Below are 22,598 nucleotides of genomic sequence, written 5' to 3' on the forward strand. Positions count from 1 at the left end.
ACTTAAGTTCAGATGTTCCTATAGATGGAATGAAGTTGAATGGGATATACTCATTTTCAGCTGCATAGATAAAAACTCCATTTAAGGCTGATTTACGATTCACAAAGGCCTTTCTGGTTATAAGTCCCTGACCGGTCCAACACTCGTACATATACTTGATGTCCTTTTTCTTAATCTCTGCTATCTGCGTATCAAAGATTGGCTCGTTCTTGAAGACATGTCCGCAAGGGAGCCTTTTGATGTACAAGGGAATGAGAAAGCTACAATTGACGACATTTCTACTATTCTTTTGGAAGAGCATCTTAAGAAAACTGGAAGCAAGTTAGCAAAACAAGTTTCAAAGCTTGGGGCGAGAGAAATACTTGATCAGATGGAACTTCTTGTCGGACCACCTGAGCATGAAAGAATAAAGAATGTCGCTCTTATGATGTTCTGTGATCATGCAGATAAGTTTTTTCCTTACATGCAGGTTGAAATAGTCCGGTTTCCAAATGGAAGTATTAAGGATCCCAAAAACTTTATTGAAGTGCCGCCAATAAAAGGAACCGTTCCTCAGATTATAAACAGGACCATGGAAAAGCTACAGGATATGGTGATTGAAGAGTATGTTCAGAAGGTACCTGACCGCATGGAAGCAAACAGATTTATGAGCTATCCTTATGAGGTACTGGAAGAAGCTGTTGTAAATGCGTTCTATCACAGGGATTATATGTGTTATGAGCCTGTTCAGATCGAAATTGAGCCTGACCATATCAAAATCACTAGCTTTCCTGGGATTGACAGATCGATTTCCTTTGACACCATTGAAAAGGGAGAGCGCTTTAAGAGCAAAATGTACAGAAACAGGCGACTTGGAGAATTTTTAAAAGAGCTGGATCTTACCGAGGGACGTAGTACCGGAATTCCGACTATTCAAGAGGGATTGCAGAGAAATGGTTCGCCCAGGGCAACATTTGAAACGGACGAAGACAGGCGTGTATTATGGGTAACGATACCAATTCAGCCGGATTACTTTGAAAGTTTGGATAGTTTAGATAGTTTAGATACTAACCAACTAACCAAATTGAAAAATCAAGAAAGCGTAATGACAATGAGAACGAAAAGCAACTATTAGAACTGCTTAATCAAGAACCTACAATTACTATTGCGAGAACTGCGGAAGTATTAGGCTGGAAAGAAACATTAGTAAAATACTATATTGCTTCATTGAAGAAAAAAGGAATGCTCTTAAGAAACGGCACAAGTCATAATGGCATTTGGGTGGTAAATAAAGATTAGCCTTTATAACTTTGTGTCCAACTATAAACTTGTGAATAAGAAACATTAAATACGGAAGCGGTAATGCAATCAAGAATCAGGTTTAGTAAGTATTATTGATATTGTTTATGTATGAAGAGTCTCTGCGTTTGTTGCAGCGGCTCTTCTTGAGTTTTAGTCATAAAAGTTAATAACATCATTAGGTGTACAATCAAGCAAATGGCAAAGACGTTCCAAGGTAACGAGCGTTATGTTTTTGCCTTTCTTTAGACTATCAAGAGTCTTATTATCAAGTCCGTTTTTTAACAGATAATATTGGCTGATATTCTTTTTTTTCATGGTTTCCCACATGGGTGAATAGTCGATTATATTTGTTTCAAGCCTCCGTTTCCTAGTTCCTTAAAAAAATTATAAGATCTTATTGTGACTAGAAACATTGTGGAGATATTCACGATATGATACAATTAACCTGTCAATTTAGGATTTTGACGATTTTAAAATTCACGATTGAGAATTTAAGGAGGCAAAAAAAATTATGAAAAAGAGAGTTCTGGCAACAATAATTTCAGTTATGGTAGTCGCTTCCTCTGTTGGATGTGGGCAGGAAGCAGCTTCGCAGGCTGAACAAACCAAAGTGGAAGCTACTTAAGAAGAATCAGTAGAAGAATTTAAAGAAGAGCCAGAGAAAGAAGAAGCATCGGCTGCTGAAACCTCACAAATTGAGGAAGAAACAGAGGAAGATAAGTTATATTCCAAGTATTTAGAAGCATTAGACGCTTTTGAGAAAGGAGACTATGACTCGGCAGAGAGCCTGTTTACAGAAGTTGGTGATTATAAGGATAGTACTGATAAATTAGCTGAAATTAAAGCACTTAAAAATCCGCTTTCGGTATACTCAGATGCTAAACCAAACGATATAATTGAGTTTGGTCATTATGAGCAGGATAACGATTTATATGAGGCAGAACCAATTGAATGGGTTGTATTAGAAAACGATAACGGAAAGCTTTTGCTATACAGCAAAATGATTATTGATTTCCTCCCTTCAAATGAGATTTACCAATACGGTGATGATTACATTAAAATGTGCGATTATTATGGTGGCAATGATGGTAGTAATTTCACTGATGTCGTAGAAGAACAGCCCGTTACATGGGCAGAATCCAAAGTGCGAACATGGTTGAATTCACATTTTTATGATGCAGCTTTTACAGATGAAGAGAAAGCCTCAATTATCCTGACAAATGTTGACACAGAGGATACAAAAGGAACAGGGACTGGATGGCAGTGGCGCTATTCTGGTACTGGTGAATATACCCCATGGGTTAGATCCATCAAATCGGAAAAAACCTATGCAGAGGAAGAGTATTCTTCACAGAATTATGATATTTATGGGGGCTTAAAATCTGATGATTATGTTTTTTTGTTAAGTTATCCCGAGTTTAGACACTATGCGGAGAGTGATCTTTCGGAGTTTATTCCGGCAAAAAACAATGTTCCAGTGACTGAATATGCAAGAAATATTCATGATCAGTACCATACAAGCCAACCGGTTTACGTTATGGGAAAATATGATTACGTAAAAAGCATTGATGATATCATGGTTCTTACACGGAGCGTAATGTTTCCTTCATCAAATCGAGGCGACATAACTAAAATGTACCAAGGCTATGGACATTGTTTTGGATTGCTTTTTCCTTATCGAAATGATCATGATGCTAACTGGATGTCACTGTACTCTTTTGATGGAATAGCTACTTCAACCGGTTCATTCTCTATTCCTTCAAATAATAATGAACCTACACCATATATAGTTACAACTGCCGGAATAAGACCTGCCATATGGATAGATACAAACCCATGAGCAGTTGGATAAGATCTGTTTCCTATGGAGGATGATTTGAAAAATAATATCAAATTTTTTTTGATTTTATGTGTATTTCAGTGCTGCGTTCTAAGCGGATGCAGCACTGATTCTGTTGCTGATAATGTTGTTGCTGGAACTAGCAGGATAGAAAACTCTACTGAAGATTCGACTCGTGCTATAGAAGTGACTTCACAGATGGGCTCTGGAGCACAAAATTCTAGCAGCAGTATCTATGATATAACCGTAGAAAAACTGGATTCTGGTAATGATGATACCAATGTGTCTGCCATAGATGATACGACAGAAGCAGAGGAAAATGACACTACTTATGAGTATAAAATTAAAGAACTCTATCTTACCCAAAAAGAGACTGAAGAACTGATAAGAACAATAATTCTTACAAATCTTGAGAAGGCTTCATATATTCAATATGCTTCTGCTAATGAGACGGGGACAGATTATCGAAAAGCGATAACCGATGCAATTATTGATGATGCTGTGGATGGTCCAATACTTTCTGAAGCGGCAAAGGCAGCAGTTGACTCTTTGTGGGAGAAAAAGAGTGTTGATGATATTATCACTGATACAACTTCTGCGCTCATTGATGGCACTGAAGACTATATCACATCAGCGGCCAAGAGCGCTGTGTTAGGAGAAGCGGAACAGTATCTTGATCTGATTCCATTTGATACTGTCAACTGGATAAATGAATTTATAAATGTTGACGACACTCCGGTAGGTCTTTTGAATGGTATGATAGACATGCAAAAGGCTGATGTTGATGCGGTTCTTTCTATAGTAGGTAAAGAAGAATTTGGACCAGGTGAACTGAGATATGTTGCAGGAGTTTATAAAAGAATCAGCAGCCGGCAGGATGAAATAATAAGCGCAGGTGGAAAAACATCGGCACTTGGGCAGATTGAAGAAATTGAATCCTGCGTTGAGAAATGGGAAAAGACATCTGGCGCTATATATGGCCTGTCAAAACTCATGAAGTCAGATGGTAACCAGAATGAAAGTACAGAACTGGATAGAGGTTTTTTGTTCAAATATGTATCTGATAGCATTATGGGACTTCCTTGTAACTATGATGTGAAGGCATATAGGGAAGAACAAAAATATACTGAACAATCCGGCATGGCATCAGGGAAACTTTTTGGCGACCTTTTGGGGAATATGGCTAATAGTGACCTTGAGAACAATCAGAAAACAGCTCAGGAGAACAGGATATCTTTTTACAAGACTTTGGAAAGCTCACTGGATGATTCATATTATAAAATGTGCGTGGCCAGAGGATTTTTGGATGAGCTATATTATGCTGAAGACAACGACTTTGTGTTGAATCAGGCTATTATTCCTGATGATGATATAAGAGGTGCGCTGTATTCTTATCTTGGATATGCCTATGGATATGCATTAGATCTGAGAACGGCTACGATGCTATGGAAGATAATAACGTCGGAGTACGATTCCTCTTTTACTTCAGAACTGGAAAAGAATCTTGCGGATCAATTCCAGATTGTGCAGAATGGACTTGATGACGGCTTTGCGACAGTTGGTTATGAATCTGACGAGGAAATCAACAGATATGTTGCTATGATTGATGCCTATGCTCAGTATCTTAATTACAGCATGATTTATTCAAGTTATGAGACACAGTATGGATTGGGAGCACATTCTGTTACCGCTTATGGAGTAGGGACGTTTGATGTATATCTTAAGGGGAAGACTGATACTCCGATAATACTTGCTGAGGAGCAGATGAATACCAATTATCATAAGGCCAAATATTTATGGGTGTATGATGCCGAAGGAAATCCCATTTATGTTGATAATCAGTTTGGTAAAACATATGTGATGAATGGCGGAATGGTGATGTTTACTGGTACTTCTGATGATATAGGTTTTAAAATAAAGAATAATGCTGACAGGATCGCAGAGGATGTAATGTCTGGTAATATAGCCCACGGTTATAAGGAATATGTTATGGAATAAGAGAATGGGATAATCCGGTGAAAAGGTAAAAGGTGAATTGGGTCATGAGGGCAAGCGGAAGGTTAATTTATAAGTTAAAAGATGGAACCGTTGTAGATGTCAATAAAGAAGAGGACGTGCATTTTGAGGAGTGTGAAGAACTTCGGGATATAGAGCGCGAGTATGACTTTTTATTTGATGCTGTAACAGACTTGCATGGAGATAATCTGCTCATAAAACTTGATTATATACGGTAAATGTGAGCCTTCTTTACCACACGAAAATGGTACAAATTTGGTACAAAAGAAAGGCGAGGTCGGCGAAGCCCCTTTCTCTGCGGCTTTACGAGACTACTAAAAGTTCGACCCCGGTCGCCGGCAGTAAGAGAGAAGCAGTGAGTGATGCTTCTCTTTTTTGTTGCCATCTTGTACTATAAAAGAGTGTGCATATATGTTGGATGGGGGAAGGGGAGACTTAATTATGGTTATACATCCAATTGAACCAATATATGATAAGAGTTCAAAAATACTTATTCTGGGAAGTTTTCCGTCTGTAAAATCTAGAGAAGAAGGGTTCTTCTACGGACATAAGCAGAATAGATTTTGGAAGTTGATTTCCGGAGTATTCGAAGAGGAAGAGCCAGGGACAATTGAGGAGAAGAAAGCTCTTTTGTTAAGAAATAAGATTGCATTATGGGATGTTATAAAGTCTTGCGATATTGTAGGATCATCGGATTCCAGTATCACTAATGTAGTACCGAACGATCTAAGCGTTATTTTAAATACAGCGGATATCAAGGCAATATATGTCAATGGTAAAACAGCACTTAAGTATTATGTAAAGTATACAGAGCCTGTGATCAAAAGGCCTGCAATATGTCTTCCATCTACAAGTCCCGCCAATGCTGCCTGGAATATGGAAAAGCTTCTGAGTGCTTGGAAGATTATAAAAAAGTATTGATCTTGCCCTTGGGGCAGCCTTTACCATTAAGTAATCACAGGATGAAGTACGTACGAATCAGCTGTATTACTTAGTTTCTAAAATTACATTTACCTAAAAAGGAGGGCGTCAGTATGAAGGAAAAAATGACATCGGGAGAAATTGCAAAGCAGGCAGGAGTATCAACAAAGGCGCTTCGTATATATGATGAAAAAGGGCTGCTTAAGCCTGTTGGGCTTTCTGAGGGCAATTACAAACTCTATGACAAAAGCTCACTGATAATTCTTGAAAAGATTATTGCGTTCAAGCATATTGGACTTAGTCTTGAAGAGATTAAGAGCAGTCTTGAGAATGATGAACAGAGTTCTATAAGAGAAATCCTCGAGAAACAGCTTGAAATGATGAATCAGAAAATATATGAACTTCAAAAGGCTGCAAAGTGCATAGAATCAGCGCTTGCAAGGTTTGATGAAAATCCTGACTGGGACGATATTGCAGACATTATAAGAAAAATGGAAATGAGTCAGGGGGCGGATGAGCGCAGATGGTATGCTGCGGAACATGCTGCAGACGGAATTGAGTGGTATGAAAAGATTTTTAATTCTTTATCATTTGAAGAAAATGATACTGTTCTTGATCTTGGTTGCAGCTACGGCCTTTTGTGGAGAAAGAACTGGGATCGTATTCCCAAGGGCTTCAATGTATTAGGTGTAGACATTCACGGAAATTGGGCTGATGATCTCTACAATTATCTGGAGGATAACCGAGAGACGCTTCCGGAAGGCTCTGATATTCAGATCTTTTTCAGTAATCTTGAAAAAGATGAGACGTGGGAAAAGATTAGAGAGAAGAAGTATTATAAGATTATTGCACATTATCTATTATCTTATCTGCATGATGATGCTTATTTTATCCAAAATGTGGCGCAAGTGCTGGCACCAGGTGGTATGTTTTCTGTTAATCATTATGGGGAAGCAGTGAAGGAATACAATTTCTGGGAAAATTGTTTAACTGAAGCGGGTTTAGATATTTCTTTTGCCCTTAAAAAGAGACAAGAAAGAAGGCAGGCAGACGCAGAGTTTGAGGCGCTTTTATCAGAGAACTTCGATAGAGTAGAAAAGATAGCGCTTCCGGGGCCATTAGTATTCGATAGCACAGATGCTCTTTTTGACAGAGTGCAAATGAAATACCCCGAGGGCGGAAAATATCTTGAGGATAACAGGGGTGCTATAGAAAAATACTTTGAAACTGTGTTGCTGAAAGATGGCTCTGTTACTGTAGATATGGATAGCACATTTTATCATTGTTATAAGAGAGAGGGTTAAGGATGGCATTGCTATTTTGGCAATCCTTTTTGCATTACAGTTTTATGAGTATTGACCTTGCCCTAAGGGCATGCTTTATCCTTATAGGTGAAAGAAATATGCAAAGGGGAAGCTATGAACAGAAAAGATATATTAGGGAATGAAATTAAGTCTGAGTGCGTAGGATGCGCAATTGTGCGTGGCGAGGTGAAACTTTCTGGGGGAATAATTTATGATGGGGAGTCGATTATTCTTGCCGCAGATCCTGAGATTCCAATTCCCGGTTTTCTAATAATTACAAGTAAAAGACACATTCAGTCTTTTGCGGAATTAACTGTAGACGAGAGAACTGAGATAGGAAATACAATAGCAATTGCAGAAAGAGCTATAAAGGATCTGAAAATTGCCGAAACTGTTACATTGGTTCAGGAAGAACGCTCCAAGCACTTTCATATATGGATTTTTCCTAATCAGGAGTGGATGCTGGAAAAATTTGGATATGGTTTGCAGTATCTGCGTGATATCAATGCTTTTGCCAAAGATAGTGCTTCTGATGCGGATATTGAGAACGTGATAAGGACTGCCGAAGAAATCAAGAAATACATAGAAAGCGAAGACAAATATGACTAAAATCATTCCAATAAAAGAGCTAAAAATAAAAGAAACTGCAGCAAGAGAGCTTCCTAAGGATATTGAAGAAAGAGTACAAGTTTACTGGAATGAACTTACAGCAAAGTATCCGGGGATGTTTAATGGGGCGTTATATTCTGTAATCAATATGGAAAATGATGACGGCATAGTCACGATAACCTGTGAGCCTTCTGATTATGCTCATTACAAATACAGTGAGATCAAGGATCTTGGAGAGTATGCATGTAGAAGTATGTATGCCGGTTGCATATTAGTCTCATATGACAAAAAGCTATTTGTTTCTTTAAATGGCGTAGGGTCAGAGTTTGTAGGAAAGATTCAGGGAATAGGTGGAGTTATGGACCCTTCTGACAGGTTTATTGGTGGCGCCATACGTGAGGATGGCAGTACAGATAATAACAAGTTATCACCTTTAGTGACAGCATTTCGAGAGCTTGAAGAAGAGGTTGGAAAGGAAATCAGGGATAGCGTTACTGATATAGGCAAATCGTATCTTGTTACTAATGACAATAAGTATGGCTTTCCATTTGTTTTTTATTCAAACCTTGATTCAAAAACAATTCAACATGCCTTTGATTCCTTTAAGAAGGAGACAGGCAGTAATGAGGTTGATAGACTGATTTCTTTTGGAAAAGATGATATGGCTGAACTTGAGAAATATGAATCCGGACAAGATATTGGTGTAGTGGATCTTTTGAAAATCATTATGGGTGAATTGTAAAAGATGAAACGGATTATTACTTGTCTTTATCTTTACCGGCGAAGTTCCCTTTCTCTGCGGCTTTGCGAAACCACTAAAAGTTCGTCCCCGGTCGCCGGCAGTAAGAGAGAAGCAGTGATGCTTCTCTCTTACTGTAGCCAAATACAAGGTCTTTATTTTTTTGGAGATACAATGGGAGTATTAGAATCTTTAACACGCCGTGAGTAGATAGCGGTTCTCTTTTTTGATATAGTATTTGATAAGGGAGCATGCAGTCAGAATAATGAAATCCACTATATGGTTGATAAGTGGATGAATAAATTATGGGATAGGAAGGATAAAATTTTGGTTGGAAAGTACGATATAAAAATCTATGACAACAAAGTACATTACCACCTTATCGTGAAAAGAAATATAACGATAATACAGGGGAACAGTGCAACTGGTAAGACAACTTTGATAGATATGCTGCTTGACTATAGTCAATTGGGGAAGAATTCAGGAGTAACAGTAGTTTGTGAGAGAAAATGTGTGGCATTTAGATTTCAAAATGATATGCAATTGCAGATTTTACAGGCTATGCATGGATACATTATCTTTTTAGATGAGAATAACAGCTTTATCAAGACACATGAATTCGCAAGAATAGTGAACGAATCAGATAATTATTTTGTAATCATATGTCGAGATGCTCTTCCCCAATTGCCTTATAGCATAGAAGAAATATACGGAATGCGGATCAATAAAGAGTCGCAGAAATATATTGAACCTAAGAAGACATACAACGAGTTATACAATATTTACAATCTTCACGATAGTAAAGAGATAAAGCCGGATACGGTTATCACAGAAGATTCCAATTCAGGGAATGAGTGTTTTTCACATGTTTTTGAGTGCGAGTGCAGATCCGCTGAGGGAAAGAGCAAAATTACAGCTATGATTTCAGAGTATAAGAATTCAGGAAAAGATTTGCTTGTGATTGTTGATGGGGCAGCTTTTGGTTCCGAAATGCAGTTGTTTAGCAGAAAAGCTGCTAACTGCAATAATAAGTGTGTTTTATATGCGCCGGAATCATTTGAGTATTTATTACTGAATTCAGGAATAGTTGAGGTGGACGAGAATGTTCTTGAGAATACATATGATTATGCTGACAGTAGATATTATCCAAGCTGGGAGAGGTTTTATACAGCCTACCTGATTGAAAGAACAAAGGATACTGTTCTTCATTATAACAAAGCAAGGATTAATGAAGCATATTTGACTGAGGGTAACTTAGAAAAAATTAGGGCGCAGTTACCGGAACAAATTGAGGTGTAAGAGAATGCTAAATATTATTTATGGAGAGATAGAAAAAGATAATTATATTTTTGATCCTGATACTTTTTTTAATCATCAAAGTGAAGATGCATGGCTTGAGGATGAGTTTACAAAGGAAATGGTAAAAGATGTTGATCAATCAGAAATAATTGGGCCGCATCTTGTTCAAAGCCCTTTTTTAGGAGCTATTCCGCCAGAAAAACTTTCTGGTGGTGTGAAGACACTTATCCTTATCGCAAATGATAATGAGCATATATATAATGCTTCTGCTTGTGGGGATAATTGTGCCAAATGGCTTTTAAAAATAGGCGAGAACAAGGATGTAACAATTAGACTGGGGTACCTTATGAATTTTGGAAAAGGTCCTTTTCAAATTCATGTTGTTAACACAAATAAAATAGTCAATAATCTTGAAGAGCTTGATGATGAGGTCATAGATAATGGACTTCTTCAGCAAGTGACAAAGTGAGTCGAGTAATTCAATTAGCTTTAAACTTAGAATTTATCTGGGTTTGAAGCTTTTTGTTTTACTAACGATTTAAGATGATATTTAATTATTGCGGAGATGTTCTCAAATATAGCTATTTTATGGGAGAAACCCAATGGTTATGCTAAGATATATAGGTATTTTCTAATATTCAAAGAATAGCTATATATGGGAGGACTGTCGATGCGGGATTACAGTGAGCAGCATAAGAAAGCATGGGAGTATAATGCCTACGACTTTTGGGTTAGGACAAGCGGAACACCACAAGAAAGAGCACAGAAGGATATAGCGGATCCAATAGGAATGCTCAAAAAATATGCCGTATATTTTGATTCCTTTGAAGGTATTAAGGTGGCAAATATCTGTGGCTCTTGCGGAAAGAAAGCAATTCCGCTGGCACTTCTTGGGGCAGATGTCACTATTTTTGACATTTCTGAAGATAACAAAAAGTATGCGATGGAAGTAGCTGCTGCTGCAAATACTGAGATTTCTTTTGAAGTTGGGGATGTGCTTGACATAGACCTTGGTAGGTATGCTGAATACTTTGATGTAGTTTTTATGGAGGGAGGAATACTTCACTATTTTCACGATATAGATGAGTTTATGAAAATGATGAATGCTATTCTTAAGCCAGGCGGAAAGATAATCTGCAGTGATTTTCATCCTTTTACAAAAATCTATGATAGTTTAAAGCTGGAACAGCCCACGGGGAGCTATTTCTCTACTGATATATTTGAGGGTGAAATGGCACATGCCAGATTTTACGATGAAGAAATAAGAAAAAGCATGCCTAAATGCAGTTATAGGAAATACACGATTAGCGAAATCATAAACTCTATGCTAAGAAATGGTTTTTCTTTAAAACAGTTTGATGAGCACCCTTCTTGGGAAGATGAAAGGCTGCCAGGTGAGTTTACGGCGATTGGAATTAAGTGTTGCTGATAAGGGGCAGGGGCATGGAGGAATAGAGATATATGAATAGTATTAGTGTACACAAATTGACACCTGATATGGCAGAGCAATATGTAGCATATTTTGATAATAGAGCGTTTTCAGATGGCAACGAGCAAAGAGGTTGCTATTGTGTTTGGCATCATTGGACAGAGCGGAAGGAAGCAGAAAGAAGTGCACTTCCGGAAAATGAACGACCTTTCTGCAAAAGAAACTATGCATATGAATTGGTCAAAAATGGGAAATTAAATGGATTTGTGGCAGTTTCTGAAGGAGAGATCGTTGGTTTCTGCAATGCGGATTTAAAAGAAAACTACTTTAGACACAGCAAAGATAATGATCCTGAAAGTTGGGATGGGATAGATTCTGATTCCAAGGTGTTAGCTATAGTATGCTATATCGTTGCCCCTGATATGAGGGGAATGGGAATAGCAGACTCACTATTAGAATATGCCTGCGGTTATGCAGAAGAAAATGGCTTTGATTATATCGAAGGCTATCCATCTGATGGAGCATTTGACGCAAGGAATTGTGGTGGAACGGATTCCATGTATATCAAAAGAGGCTTTCAAAATAAATATATCGGAAATCGAATCATTGCAAGGAAAAAAATAGGGAACTAGGCATAAGCTAATATGCCAGATAAAATCACAAAAGACTTGAAAATGTTGATTATGGAAGGGCAAAGAGACTACAATGTGTGGTGTATGTGAACGGATTAAGGAGACTAAAGAGGGAAAGAACCCATTTCTTGTAAAAGAGCTTGAGACTGGATATGTAGTAATGGGGGATTATCAGCATTTTAAGGGGTATACTCTTTTTCTTTATAAGGACCATGTTGTTGAGTTATTTGATTTGGATGAGAAGACAAGAGCAAAGCATTTATGTGAAATGACACTTGTTGCTGAAGCTGTAAAAAAGGCTTTTGGGGCAGGAAAAATGAACTACGAATGCCTTGGAAATGGTGAAGGAGGGGCACATATTCACTGGCATCTGTTTCCGAGAAGAGTCGGTGATATAGAGAAGTATGGCAATAACGGCAAGGGTCCCGTTTGGTGGTATCCGCGCGAGAAGATGTATTCTGACGAAAATAGGCCAAGTAGCAATGAACTTGAGGATATGAAGGCAAAGCTTCTTTGCGAACTGGATAAGCTGTTGATATGATTAAAGATTATCTAAACTATTCCGATCTTGTAGGGAATGAGATGATTGATGACGCTATACTGCATGTGAACAAAGTCTATCATAGGGGGCATATATGACAATAAGAGAAGCGTATATAGGCTTTAAAGGTCGGAATAATTCATCATCTATGTTGGTTAAAGCATTATCGCATTATAATATTTTACTGACTAATTCTTTTACCGGGCTTAAGAAAGATATTGATCTGCTTCCGGCAGATTATGATGTGGTATATTTCTTTGGAGTGGATAAGAATTTGACTGACTCATTTCGTATAGAGCAATGTGCAGAAAAAGACAGGAGCAGGCTTTTAAGCGTTATTGATCTAAAGACTATTTCGGAACGTCTGGCAGCAAATGGTATAAGAAGTACCATATCGAAAACTCCAACTCAGTACCTTTGTAATGAGGCATATTGGTACTTACTTGAAAAGTATCAGGGAAGAGCGGTGCTAATCCATATTCCTACGATAAAGAATTTTAACAATATGTTTGAAAAAATGACATTTCCTGAGCACGAGTATGAATCAGTGCAGAACTATTTAAGCAAATTGGGATACTGCTATACAACGAGAGTATACAAAGAAGTCGGAAAATATCAGCTTGGTAAACTATATATTGCCCCATGGGGCGATATGCTGAAAATCGATGAAGTCAGCACATATCACAAAGTCAAGGACCGTCCTTCTCTGCAGTTTCGCGAGACTACTAAAAGTTCGCCCCCGGTCGCCGGCAGTAATGAGATTGGCTGTAATCTTAGAGTTTATCTGAGTTTGCAGCCTCTTTCTTTTTTTGCTAATATATTGGAAGAAGTTTGAAATACATGAGAGAGTTTTAGATGAAGCTTAGAGCATTTGCTAAAAACTCAATATTGCTTCTTATATTGTTTACCATTGTAGTAGGTGGTATTTTTTTTGATGCCCATGAAAGCCTGGAATTATCAGATTGGTTTGGCTATGGCGCAGCTGCTGAAGAGTCTCAGACATCCAGACCATTGAATGCAAACTCTTATGTAAACTATAACATCACGCATATACTGTCAGCAGCAGAGATAAAGGATGTTAGCATTCTTGGCGAAGTAATTAAAAAACTTGAAAGAAGTTCATCAAACAAGAGAATTGTCATTCTGACACTGATTCTATGCTTCTTTCTGTCTATAGGCACTTTTTTTAAGTGCAATCTACCTTCAATCTTTCCTTGGACAAGTGTCATTTGTTCAAGGAACAACATCATGCTCTATATTCATGAGCAGGATGGTCTAAAATAATTAATTCCCAAAACAACTGAATAAAAAAGTATTTGCCATATTTAATTTGAAAAAGGAGATTTAGAAATGGTTGCAGATGCGATTGTTGTGATATGCACGGTCCTGATGGTCGGTGCTATTATTTGGGTGGTTATAGCTGAGCATAATGCGCCGGATTATGATGAAGGCGAAACAAAGGAAAAAAATGATAAGAAAGATTCGGAGGATAGAAAATGAACAACTTTATAACATACATATTCATTATTTTTATGGTCATCTTTGGCGGTTTTTCTACATTATATGTTGTAGTATCACTTCCGGTAACAATCATATATAAGATTTATAGAAAGATTAAATTCGGGGAGAAGATTCTATAATATTATGAATGATGGAGAAAAAAATGATAAAAGATGTATTTATCCTGGGGTCAGGTGCAGTTCATCCAATATCAGTCAATGTAGCATCTGTAGTTGACCTGGTTGTTTTGATTTTTACAAGCCTTTTAGCGCTTATGTATTCGAGAACATCTAATAGGATAAACAGAATTGAAGGATGCTCATTGGTCCTGATATACTTGGTTTATATTGGATATGCCATTTGCAGATGACAAGTGTACGATAAAAGACAATGTAGTGGATGCTTAAGAACTTTTTGTGGCAAAACGGAGATTATTATGTTAAAAAAGAAACTATTTCGCGAGAAGATAAAGGAAGCTGTAAGTTCGGCTATGCCGATCATTATTATTGTAGCTCTACTTGCATTTTTGGCCGCACCAATAGCAACTGATGTCATGCTGTCATTTATGGTTGGGAGCATACTTTTGATAATTGGTCTGGGACTTTTTATGTATGGATCTGATAATTCGATGGTTGTTATTGGAAATCACCTCGGGAGTGTCCTTACAAAATCCAGAAAGCTGAGATTGATTATCACTGTCAGCTTTATTATAGGAGTACTCATTACCATGGCAGAGCCTGATCTTCAGGTTCTGTCGGGAAATGTGGCACATATAAATTCCTTTGTACTTGTACTCACCGTATCAATTGGCGTTGGACTGTTTTTGGTACTGTGCATGCTTAGGATTTTATTTGGAATACAGCTACGGATTTTATTATGGATTTTTTATGCTGCTGTCTTTGTACTTGCTTTTGCTGCTGATCCGGACTATATTAGTGTCGCTTTTGATTCGGGCGGTGTTACCACAGGACCCATGACAGCTCCTTTTATCATTGCGTTGGGAGTTGGAGTTGCTGCAATAAGAAGTGATAAAAATGCCGAATCAGACAGTTTTGGTCTTGTTGCATTATGTTCTATAGGTCCTATCTTGTCAGTTCTGATATTGGGATTTTTTTATCCAAGTGAATCTACTGAAATAGCTTCTGATATTGCCAGAAGCTATTCAGATACTGTAGAACTTGGATTTGCATATATAAAATCCCTTCCGACTTATGTAAAAGAAGTGTCAGTTTCCCTTTTGCCTATATTGATTATTTTTTTAGTGTTTCAGAAAATGGCCTTTCATCTTAACCGGGAATCGGTCGAGAGAATTCTGGTGGGAATGCTTTTTACATATGTAGGACTTGTGATTTTTCTCATGGGAGTAAATGTAGGATTTTCTTCTCTTGGACTTATTCTTGGTCAGACACTTGCAGGTGGATGGACAAGGTATTTACTGATACCAATATATGCTATGATAGGCTGGTTTGTTGTCTCTGCAGAACCGGCAGTGCATACACTTACCAAGCAGGTAGAGGAAATAAGTGCAGGGGCAGTTACAAGCAATGAAATGCTTCGAAGCTTGCAGGTGGCTATATCTTTTGCCATGGCTCTGTCTATGATCAGGGTTCTGACCGGGATAAGCATCCTATGGCTTGTTGTGCCAGGGTATCTTATTGCACTTATTATGTCATTTTTTGTTCCTTCAATATTTACGGCCATAGCTTTTGACTCCGGAGGCGTGGCATCAGGACCAATGTCGGCTACATTTATGCTCCCTTTTGCTATTGGCGTATGCAAGGCTGTTGGGGGAAATATATTAACAGATGCATTTGGAACAGTAGCACTTGTTGCGATGATGCCTCTTATCACTGTTCAGATCATGGGACTTCGATTTGTATACTCAGGAAAGCGTGATGCAGAGCTTTCACAGGAGCAATACTCTGATACTGACATAATTGAGCTTTGGGAGGTGGAGTGATGGACATTGGACTGATGATCACAATATTGGACAGAATAGAGCTATACGATGTCATGAAGTTTTATGAAAAAAACAATATAATTCCGGTTATTACCATGCTTGGGAGAGGAACAGCCACACAAAAACAACTCAGGATTCTAGGACTTGATAATACACAAAAAGCTCTTATTGCAGGTGTGATATCCGGCGGCGAAACTCATGACTTTTTTTCTAAGGCAAAAAGAGAGTTGATGATAGATATTCCCGGAAATGGAGTCATGATGTCTGTTCCGCTTAAAAGCGTCGGCGGAGGGAAAACACTGTCATATATCGCAAATGAAAGAAAACCTGACAAGGAGGTGCCTAAGATGGAATTTAAGCATGAACTTATAGTAGTTGTTGCTAATAGCGGATATACAGATGATGTGATGGATGTCGCAAGAGATGCCGGTGCCGGTGGTGGAACCGTTATTCATGCCAAAGGAACGGGAGCCAAGCTTGCAAACAAGTTTTTTGGAGTTTCCCTTGCAGAAGAAAAAGAGGTAATGCTTATAGCAGAAACATGCACCAAAAAGACCACAATCATGAAATCTATAGCTGAAAAAGTGGGACCAACAACACCAGCAGGGGCGATTTGTTTTTCACTCCCTATAACAGAAATTGCAGGAATAAGAATGCTGGAGGACTGAATAAACAAGTTATGAAGTTAATGCAGAAACTTCTTCAGGAGAAATATAAAGACAAATGGGAACCTATTGGATCAGAGACAGGGAAGAATAAGCTTCTCCGGATGGTGGGAGAGATTGGCGAAGTTATAGATATTGTTAAGAAAAATGGTGGGGCTAAAGCCGCTACAGATTACTTAGTTTTCAAAACAGCATTTACTGAAATGCATAATAGATATACCGCATTTTTGGTTGAGAGGAGAAGTTGGTATGGCGGGACAGATTACGCACATGGAAGTTGCGTACAGATTAATTGACAGATTGGGGATAGATGAGGGAAAAGAGGAATATATACTCGGCTCGGTAGCTCCGGATTCGGTGCATTTTGATGAAGAGTATCTGCCCAGGAAAATCCATTCACACCTCTTCGAAAACTGCGGACCATGGGGAGATACGCAGAACTACGATAATTGGATCATAAATATCAAAGCCTTTTGGAACAAATATGTGGTAAAAGAAAATGACAATATTCGAAAGGCTTTCTATATAGGAATAGCGGTGCATTGCCTAACGGATTACTGGAACGATCTGCTGATCTGGCGTGCTCTGCAAAAAGAAATGATTCCGCCAATGACTTATGACGTATTCAAGGAAGAGTATTACCCTGAAGCAAACAGAATAGACAGGTGGCTCTATCAGAACATGGATGACGCAGATGAGATAATGCGACTTCTGGAAGATTCAAAAGAAGGGGACTTTGAGGACTATGTAAAGGCTGCCTGTATGACCCGGATGAAAAGACATCTCATAGACGTGCAGTACAATCTTCCTGAACCTATTGATGTTTCCAGCCATAAATACTATCAGTCGGATATGATCCTAAAGTTTGTGAGCGATGTTCCGGACAGAATCTGCGGGCAGATAAAAGAGTTTTGCAGCGACGCTCCGGCTTTGGTACAGCTTATAAATGATGATTATCTTGGACGTGTAGAGAAACTTCGCCATGCATGCAGAGGAATATTTGTAAGGGACGGAAGAGTTCTTCTGTGCCATCGGCCAAAGAGTGGCTTATACATAATCCCGGGCGGAGGCGTAGAAGGACATGAGGGCTACACCGAGTGCTGCGAGCGAGAGATGCTTGAGGAGACCGGGTACAGGACAAAGGTCATATCAGGATATCTTGATATTGAAGAGCTCTTTGATGTATGGAGGCATATCAATCATTACTTTATTTGTGAGTTTGTAGAAGATACCGGAGTTCAACATCTTACAGAAGCGGAAAGGCTTGCAGGATACACAAATGCATGGGTACCTCTTCAGGAGGCAATAGAAATATTTGGAAAATATGAGGATTACCATGCCACGGATATAGCAGTTTTTGGGCTATACAGACGTGAATATGTTGCACTTAAAGAGTATCATGACCTTTATTCATGATTAGGATGGTCTAAAATAATCAATTCCCAAACAACTGAATAAAGAAAGTGTTTGCTATATTTATTTTTCAAAAAAGGAGATTTTGAAATAATTGCGCAATTACTGGTGAGTGTAAGGTAAAATTATAAAGAGACAGAGCTGAAGGAGATGGAAAATGAAAAAGAAAAAAATCATGGCGGTTCCCACTGTATGTTTTTGGAGTGTCATAGCCACTTGCTTTCTTGGGATAATCGTCGGATCATTTTATGATTTTGGTATCAGTGAGGCAATTGCCAATAAAACTGAGCTTGGTGCTTTCTTTGCTACTTACGGATCATACTTTTCATATTGTTTGTATCCCGCAGCCGGGTCATGTTTATTTGTGGGGCTCAAGAAGAAGGGAGATCGTTACCGTGTACTGGCATATACTTTGCTGGCGTTGAGTTTGTTTATGGCAGTGTATTATTCTAACAGTTATAACGGCAAAAATGTTCGCCAGTTGTTTGGATATTCTGCCGGACAGTCCTCCCCAATATTATCAGTTGTAAGCTGGGGGTTCTGGGTTGTGTTGTATTCCTGGATACCATTTGTGATGATACGTCTGTTGGATGACAGAAACCCTGACAGACTAATTGCCGTTGGAGCAGCAATACTTATCGCCGGTATAACTGCAGACAATGTGAACTCGTGGCTCAAGCAGGTTGCTTCAAGACCTCGTTATAAATACCTGATCACATTAGACAATCCGATAAGCCAGTTTCGCAACTGGTGGCAAATGATTCCAAACCTTGCCGGTAGTGATGACAATTTCAAATCTTGGCCCAGTGGAAATATGACTATTGCAAGTATGATGTTTTCACTTCCGATGCTTGCGGATGTAATGAAAAAAAGAAGCAACAGTAAGAATCTTATCTGCTTTATTGTCGCTTGTCTTTATGTGCTGATTTATGGTTATAACCGTATCCACATGACTAATCATTTTTTATCTGATGTATGCTTTGGAACTTTGATTACATATTTTATTTATGTCGTCGTAAGTGAAGCATTTCTATCCGCGAGTGAAAAGTCAAGCGGCTGACGGCAGATATGGAGTTAATAGAAAACATTAAGAAAAAAACACACTTTTGAAAAAGAAATTATACAAATAATAAATATTGGAGCAAGTAATGAGAAAAGCACGTACGGAAAAAGAAAACGCAATAAGAGAGAAGATGATTTCAGAGTTGTATTCAAATGAATATAACAAGTTTATTGGATTTGAGGTTTTGGAACTAAGCCCGACATATAGTAAATCAAGAGTCAAGTGTGATTCGAGATTGAACAATACCTATGGAAGTATACATGGAGGGGCACTTCTGTCCTTCGTGGATGCCATGGCAGGTGCTACCGGAAGTATGAGCGGATACTATGTCACAACTGTTTCTGCTAATCTTAATTTTCTTTTACCGGCAGTAAACACTGAATATATATACTGTGAATGCATGAAACTTAAGACCGGAAAGCATATCCTTGTATTTGATATAAGGGTTACTGATGACGAAGGAAATCTTTTGGATAGTGGCGAGTTTTCTTTCTTTGCAAGTAAAGTTCCGGTGCTGGGGGATAACTTAAGATTTTAGATCAGAAGTGGTCCTGAAAAAAAGCAAAAAAGTTGGAGATAAAAAACATGAGAACACTTTTTATTGGAAACAGTCACACTTATTACAATGACATGCCAAAGATATTCAAGGATATCTGTGCTGAAAATGGAATCGATATGCAGGTGACCATGCTGACGAAGGGTGGCATGGGACTGGATTATCATGCTGAAAATGAGCAGACAAGGTTCAACATCCTTTTTGGCGATTATGATTTTGTCATATTACAGCATGTTGCTCATCCAATGGGGGAATTTAGAGTAATGGAAGAAGCTGCAGATAAGATCATGGCATGGATCAGGCAGACAAAGGCAATACCATGTTATTACATGACTTGGACTGAAGAAAACAATGAGGAGTTTCAGCCTGAGATGTCTTCCAGATATAGGAAACTGGCAGAAAAACACAAATGTCTGGTAGCTCCTGTTGGTGAAAAATGGTGGGAAGAGATTCATAAGCATCCTGATGTTGATATGTACTTTGAGGACAGAAGACACGCGTCACCAGCCGGCTCCAACCTGGCTGCAAAGATCATATTTGAGACTTTAAAAGATAAGATTCAAAGAGATGAATAATAAGGAAATTGATAAAAATACGCCTACAGATTTAAAAGAAAAAATGTGGACATTGGAATCAGGACACTGATAGCAACAGCTTTTGGTGTGATCATTGGTCTCATATTTAATGACAATGAACTTGATATGGGTGGAAGCTTTGATTTTTTCGGAGATATAAGCCATTCCGATTACGATAATCTTACGAAGGAGCAGTTGAATAACAGGCTATATCTTAAAAATGTAATGATTGACAGTGGATTTGTTCCGTTAAGGGAAGAGTGGTGGCATTATACACTTAAGGATGAACCTTATCACTATACATACTTTACATTTCAAAACAGAAGTATATGACAAGATAAAACATTTTTGTGGGGGAAAAGTGAAAAAAGGGGAGTTTTCTGAAAATTATTTAAGTCTTAGTCAGAGTAAGCAGATTCAGGCTTTGGCATGTATTGGAATTATGGTGCACCACGTGACTCAACAGATAACTTCTTATGGAAGTCATCCAAAGGGCCCGATTACTGTATTTAATTACATAGGATTTCTGTTTACAGGTCTGTTTTTCTTTTTTTCCGGTTATGGTCTTTTATACAGCTATCGTTCAAAAGAGAATTATCTTGACAATTTTTTGCCTAAAAGACTTACAGCAGTTCTTTTGCCATTTTGGTTTATTAATCTCATTATAGTTGTTGTACAGATTTTTTATGAAAAAGAGGTGCTGAGCTTTTGCGGAGCTTTACAGAAAGTTTTTGGAGCGATTCTTGTAAATAGCAATGGCTGGTTTGTGGTTGAAATTGTTATTTTGTATTTATTGTTTTATTGTGCTTTTTTGCTTGTTAAGAATAAGGATCTGGCGCTTGGAATATTGTGTGCTGCAACATTTCTTCTTATGGGGTATAGCTTTTTTCAGGGGCATGATCCTATAGATGCAAAAGTTCACTGGTTTAGGGGAGAATGGTGGTACAATTCTACAATTTGCTTTTGTTATGGGCTGTTATATGCAAGATTCAGAGAGAAAATAGAAAGTATTCTAAAATCAGCATATGGCAGAATGACCATTATTATGGGAATTTTAACTATAATAATGATCATAACCTGTATTTATACGCTTGATAACTATGGTTATTATAGGGATTGGGTGCACAACGGAGCCGGGTACGCCGCGATAACTCTTTTGGTACAGATGATTGCGTGCGTTATTTTTACTACCTTTGTTTTGCTGCTTAATATGAGTATTACAATAAAAAGTAAAGCGCTTGATTATTTGGGAAGTATATTGCTGCCTTTGTTTCTGGTACATGGTTATGTAGTAAATGACCTGTTGCATGACATCGTAGTTGGGGATTTTTTCAGGTATGTGATCATAATTGGTGTCAGTATAGGAATATCAGCCATTATTTCACCGGCGATAAATTATATAGTCAAAAAAACGCAGAAACTCTTATCTGGAAATAGGATAGCTGGCGATACACTTGAAGCAAAGATTTTCCAAAAGAATCGAGAAAATACCAGGCGAAAACTTGGAATTGGGCTGGCAATAACCTGTGCTTTTGTATTTCTGTCAGCAATTGTTATAACAGTAATGCATTCAATTGTTATTGCAAAAGAATTTAATGAAGAACTAATAGATCTTCAAAACGCAAAAGAGGGAGATGTTCTTAAGTTTGGACGCTTTGATACGGATCCTCACAACCTCGGCAAGGAAAGACTGACCTGGATTGTATTAAAAAAACAAGGCAATAAGATGTTTCTTTTATCCGAGTATGGTATAGCGGGGAGTTACTATTATCAGCATCACAAAGAGATTACATGGGAAGAATCTGACATACGAAAGCTTATTAATTCCGAGAAATTTACCGGAATTTTTAGTGATAATGAAAAAAGTCTTATAGTAAATAGTGATGGAGATTTGTTATCTCTTTTAACTCCTCTGGAAGCACTGGAATACTTTGATTGTGATGCGGCAAGGGAAATTGCAATAACTGATACAGCTGTACGAAACGGAGTTAATATTAATACTCCGAGTAAGGCCAATAACTGGGATATGAAAGGCTACAGGTCATCATGGTGGTGGCTTAGAGGAGTGAATAGTACAGGATGTATTACGGCTCCTATTGTGACTGTTGACGGAACGGTTGTTATTGATGAAAAGGCTGTAAATAAACCGGGCGGAGCCATAAGACCTGTGATCTGCATTGAAATTCCATAGAAGTTTAAAAGCAGACACTTGGCTGTATAGCAGTTGGTAGTGTATAATGACTTTTATGCTTTTA

29 protein-coding genes are annotated in these 22,598 nt (G+C 38.1%); 28 read left to right on the forward strand and 1 reads right to left on the reverse strand.

Annotated features, from left to right (window positions below; genetic code table 11):
- The first annotated feature begins 217 nt into the window (after positions 1–217).
- Both J6O61_RS03075 and J6O61_RS19685 read left to right on the forward strand, forming a co-directional pair.
- Positions 218–1,114, forward strand: a complete 897-nt coding sequence (locus J6O61_RS03075) for an ATP-binding protein (RefSeq protein WP_292209459.1) — start codon at positions 218–220, stop codon at positions 1,112–1,114.
- Between the two features lie 29 nt (positions 1,115–1,143).
- Positions 1,144–1,278, forward strand: coding sequence for a hypothetical protein (locus tag J6O61_RS19685; RefSeq protein WP_442861691.1), 135 nt, complete (start codon positions 1,144–1,146; stop codon positions 1,276–1,278).
- 153 nt (positions 1,279–1,431) lie between these two features.
- Here the strand turns inward: J6O61_RS19685 and J6O61_RS03080 are convergent, their stop codons facing one another.
- Positions 1,432–1,596 (reverse strand): helix-turn-helix domain-containing protein, encoded by a 165-nt coding sequence (locus J6O61_RS03080; protein WP_330613713.1) that lies wholly within the window; start codon positions 1,594–1,596, stop codon positions 1,432–1,434.
- A gap of 685 nt (positions 1,597–2,281) precedes the next feature.
- Between J6O61_RS03080 and J6O61_RS03085 the strand changes: the two genes are divergently transcribed.
- The 26 genes from J6O61_RS03085 (at position 2,282) to J6O61_RS03210 (ending at position 22,534) form a co-directional block, all read left to right on the forward strand.
- Entirely contained in the window at positions 2,282–3,121 is an 840-nt protein-coding gene (locus J6O61_RS03085) for a DUF6273 domain-containing protein (RefSeq protein WP_330613714.1), read from the forward strand.
- A gap of 60 nt (positions 3,122–3,181) precedes the next feature.
- Positions 3,182–5,119 carry a hypothetical protein gene (locus tag J6O61_RS03090; RefSeq protein WP_292209463.1) on the forward strand — a complete coding sequence of 646 codons (1,938 nt, stop codon included), beginning with the start codon at positions 3,182–3,184 and terminating at the stop codon, positions 5,117–5,119.
- A 32-nt stretch (positions 5,120–5,151) separates the two neighbouring features.
- Complete coding sequence (locus J6O61_RS03095; protein ID WP_292209465.1) at positions 5,152–5,355, forward strand: hypothetical protein; 204 nt, start codon at positions 5,152–5,154, stop codon at positions 5,353–5,355.
- 223 nt (positions 5,356–5,578) lie between these two features.
- Positions 5,579–6,058, forward strand: coding sequence for a DNA-deoxyinosine glycosylase (locus tag J6O61_RS03100; protein ID WP_292209468.1), 480 nt, complete (start codon positions 5,579–5,581; stop codon positions 6,056–6,058).
- A gap of 113 nt (positions 6,059–6,171) precedes the next feature.
- Complete coding sequence (locus J6O61_RS03105; protein WP_292209470.1) at positions 6,172–7,362, forward strand: MerR family transcriptional regulator; 1,191 nt, start codon at positions 6,172–6,174, stop codon at positions 7,360–7,362.
- 114 nt (positions 7,363–7,476) lie between these two features.
- Positions 7,477–7,971: an HIT family protein gene (locus J6O61_RS03110; RefSeq protein WP_292209473.1), complete on the forward strand. Its 495-nt coding sequence runs from the start codon at positions 7,477–7,479 to the stop codon at positions 7,969–7,971.
- The gene (locus J6O61_RS03115; RefSeq protein ID WP_292209476.1) at positions 7,964–8,713 is read left to right on the forward strand and encodes a hypothetical protein; all 750 of its coding nucleotides are present in this window, start codon (positions 7,964–7,966) and stop codon (positions 8,711–8,713) included. The genes J6O61_RS03110 and J6O61_RS03115 overlap by 8 nt, the downstream gene beginning before the upstream one ends.
- A 276-nt stretch (positions 8,714–8,989) precedes the next feature.
- Positions 8,990–10,009 carry a translation initiation factor 2 gene (locus J6O61_RS03120; RefSeq protein WP_292209478.1) on the forward strand — a complete coding sequence of 340 codons (1,020 nt, stop codon included), beginning with the start codon at positions 8,990–8,992 and terminating at the stop codon, positions 10,007–10,009.
- 4 nt (positions 10,010–10,013) lie between these two features.
- Positions 10,014–10,478, forward strand: coding sequence for a DUF4869 domain-containing protein (locus J6O61_RS03125; protein ID WP_292144991.1), 465 nt, complete (start codon positions 10,014–10,016; stop codon positions 10,476–10,478).
- A 201-nt stretch (positions 10,479–10,679) separates the two neighbouring features.
- Positions 10,680–11,438 carry a class I SAM-dependent methyltransferase gene (locus J6O61_RS03130; protein ID WP_292209481.1) on the forward strand — a complete coding sequence of 253 codons (759 nt, stop codon included), beginning with the start codon at positions 10,680–10,682 and terminating at the stop codon, positions 11,436–11,438.
- A 32-nt stretch (positions 11,439–11,470) separates the two neighbouring features.
- The gene (locus tag J6O61_RS03135) at positions 11,471–12,070 is read left to right on the forward strand and encodes a GNAT family N-acetyltransferase (protein ID WP_292209485.1); all 600 of its coding nucleotides are present in this window, start codon (positions 11,471–11,473) and stop codon (positions 12,068–12,070) included.
- A 73-nt stretch (positions 12,071–12,143) separates the two neighbouring features.
- Positions 12,144–12,611, forward strand: coding sequence for an HIT family protein (locus J6O61_RS03140; protein ID WP_292209488.1), 468 nt, complete (start codon positions 12,144–12,146; stop codon positions 12,609–12,611).
- A gap of 94 nt (positions 12,612–12,705) precedes the next feature.
- Positions 12,706–13,446 carry a hypothetical protein gene (locus tag J6O61_RS03145; RefSeq protein ID WP_292209491.1) on the forward strand — a complete coding sequence of 247 codons (741 nt, stop codon included), beginning with the start codon at positions 12,706–12,708 and terminating at the stop codon, positions 13,444–13,446.
- A gap of 20 nt (positions 13,447–13,466) precedes the next feature.
- Entirely contained in the window at positions 13,467–13,895 is a 429-nt protein-coding gene (locus J6O61_RS03150) for a hypothetical protein (RefSeq protein WP_292209494.1), read from the forward strand.
- A 66-nt stretch (positions 13,896–13,961) separates the two neighbouring features.
- On the forward strand, positions 13,962–14,111 hold the full coding sequence (locus J6O61_RS03155; protein ID WP_292209497.1) for a hypothetical protein: 150 nt from the start codon (positions 13,962–13,964) through the stop codon (positions 14,109–14,111).
- Positions 14,108–14,251, forward strand: coding sequence for a hypothetical protein (locus J6O61_RS03160; protein ID WP_177201656.1), 144 nt, complete (start codon positions 14,108–14,110; stop codon positions 14,249–14,251). Before J6O61_RS03155 ends, J6O61_RS03160 begins: the two co-directional genes overlap by 4 nt.
- A gap of 23 nt (positions 14,252–14,274) precedes the next feature.
- On the forward strand, positions 14,275–14,481 hold the full coding sequence (locus J6O61_RS03165) for a hypothetical protein (protein WP_292209501.1): 207 nt from the start codon (positions 14,275–14,277) through the stop codon (positions 14,479–14,481).
- 66 nt (positions 14,482–14,547) lie between these two features.
- Positions 14,548–16,071, forward strand: a complete 1,524-nt coding sequence (locus J6O61_RS03170) for a DUF1538 domain-containing protein (protein ID WP_292209504.1) — start codon at positions 14,548–14,550, stop codon at positions 16,069–16,071.
- Positions 16,071–16,739, forward strand: coding sequence for a P-II family nitrogen regulator (locus tag J6O61_RS03175; protein ID WP_292209507.1), 669 nt, complete (start codon positions 16,071–16,073; stop codon positions 16,737–16,739). Before J6O61_RS03170 ends, J6O61_RS03175 begins: the two co-directional genes overlap by 1 nt.
- Before the next feature lie 11 nt (positions 16,740–16,750).
- A complete protein-coding gene (locus tag J6O61_RS03180) occupies positions 16,751–17,032 on the forward strand; it encodes a hypothetical protein (protein ID WP_292209509.1) in 282 nt (93 codons plus the stop codon).
- Positions 16,986–18,152 carry an NUDIX domain-containing protein gene (locus tag J6O61_RS03185; RefSeq protein WP_292209511.1) on the forward strand — a complete coding sequence of 389 codons (1,167 nt, stop codon included), beginning with the start codon at positions 16,986–16,988 and terminating at the stop codon, positions 18,150–18,152. The genes J6O61_RS03180 and J6O61_RS03185 overlap by 47 nt, the downstream gene beginning before the upstream one ends.
- 154 nt (positions 18,153–18,306) lie before the next feature.
- Positions 18,307–19,209 carry a phosphatase PAP2 family protein gene (locus J6O61_RS03190; protein ID WP_292209514.1) on the forward strand — a complete coding sequence of 301 codons (903 nt, stop codon included), beginning with the start codon at positions 18,307–18,309 and terminating at the stop codon, positions 19,207–19,209.
- Positions 19,210–19,297: 88 nt separating this feature from the next.
- A complete protein-coding gene (locus J6O61_RS03195) occupies positions 19,298–19,750 on the forward strand; it encodes a PaaI family thioesterase (RefSeq protein ID WP_292209517.1) in 453 nt (150 codons plus the stop codon).
- Between the two features lie 47 nt (positions 19,751–19,797).
- Positions 19,798–20,343: a hypothetical protein gene (locus tag J6O61_RS03200; protein WP_292209520.1), complete on the forward strand. Its 546-nt coding sequence runs from the start codon at positions 19,798–19,800 to the stop codon at positions 20,341–20,343.
- Positions 20,344–20,388: 45 nt separating this feature from the next.
- Positions 20,389–20,676: a M15 family metallopeptidase gene (locus J6O61_RS03205; protein ID WP_292209522.1), complete on the forward strand. Its 288-nt coding sequence runs from the start codon at positions 20,389–20,391 to the stop codon at positions 20,674–20,676.
- Between the two features lie 28 nt (positions 20,677–20,704).
- Positions 20,705–22,534 (forward strand): acyltransferase family protein, encoded by a 1,830-nt coding sequence (locus tag J6O61_RS03210; RefSeq protein ID WP_292209524.1) that lies wholly within the window; start codon positions 20,705–20,707, stop codon positions 22,532–22,534.
- Positions 22,535–22,598 lie beyond the last annotated feature (64 nt).

Origin of the sequence: Butyrivibrio sp., assembly GCF_017635265.1 — a bacterium.
Classification (GTDB): Bacteria; Bacillota; Clostridia; order Lachnospirales; family Lachnospiraceae; genus Butyrivibrio.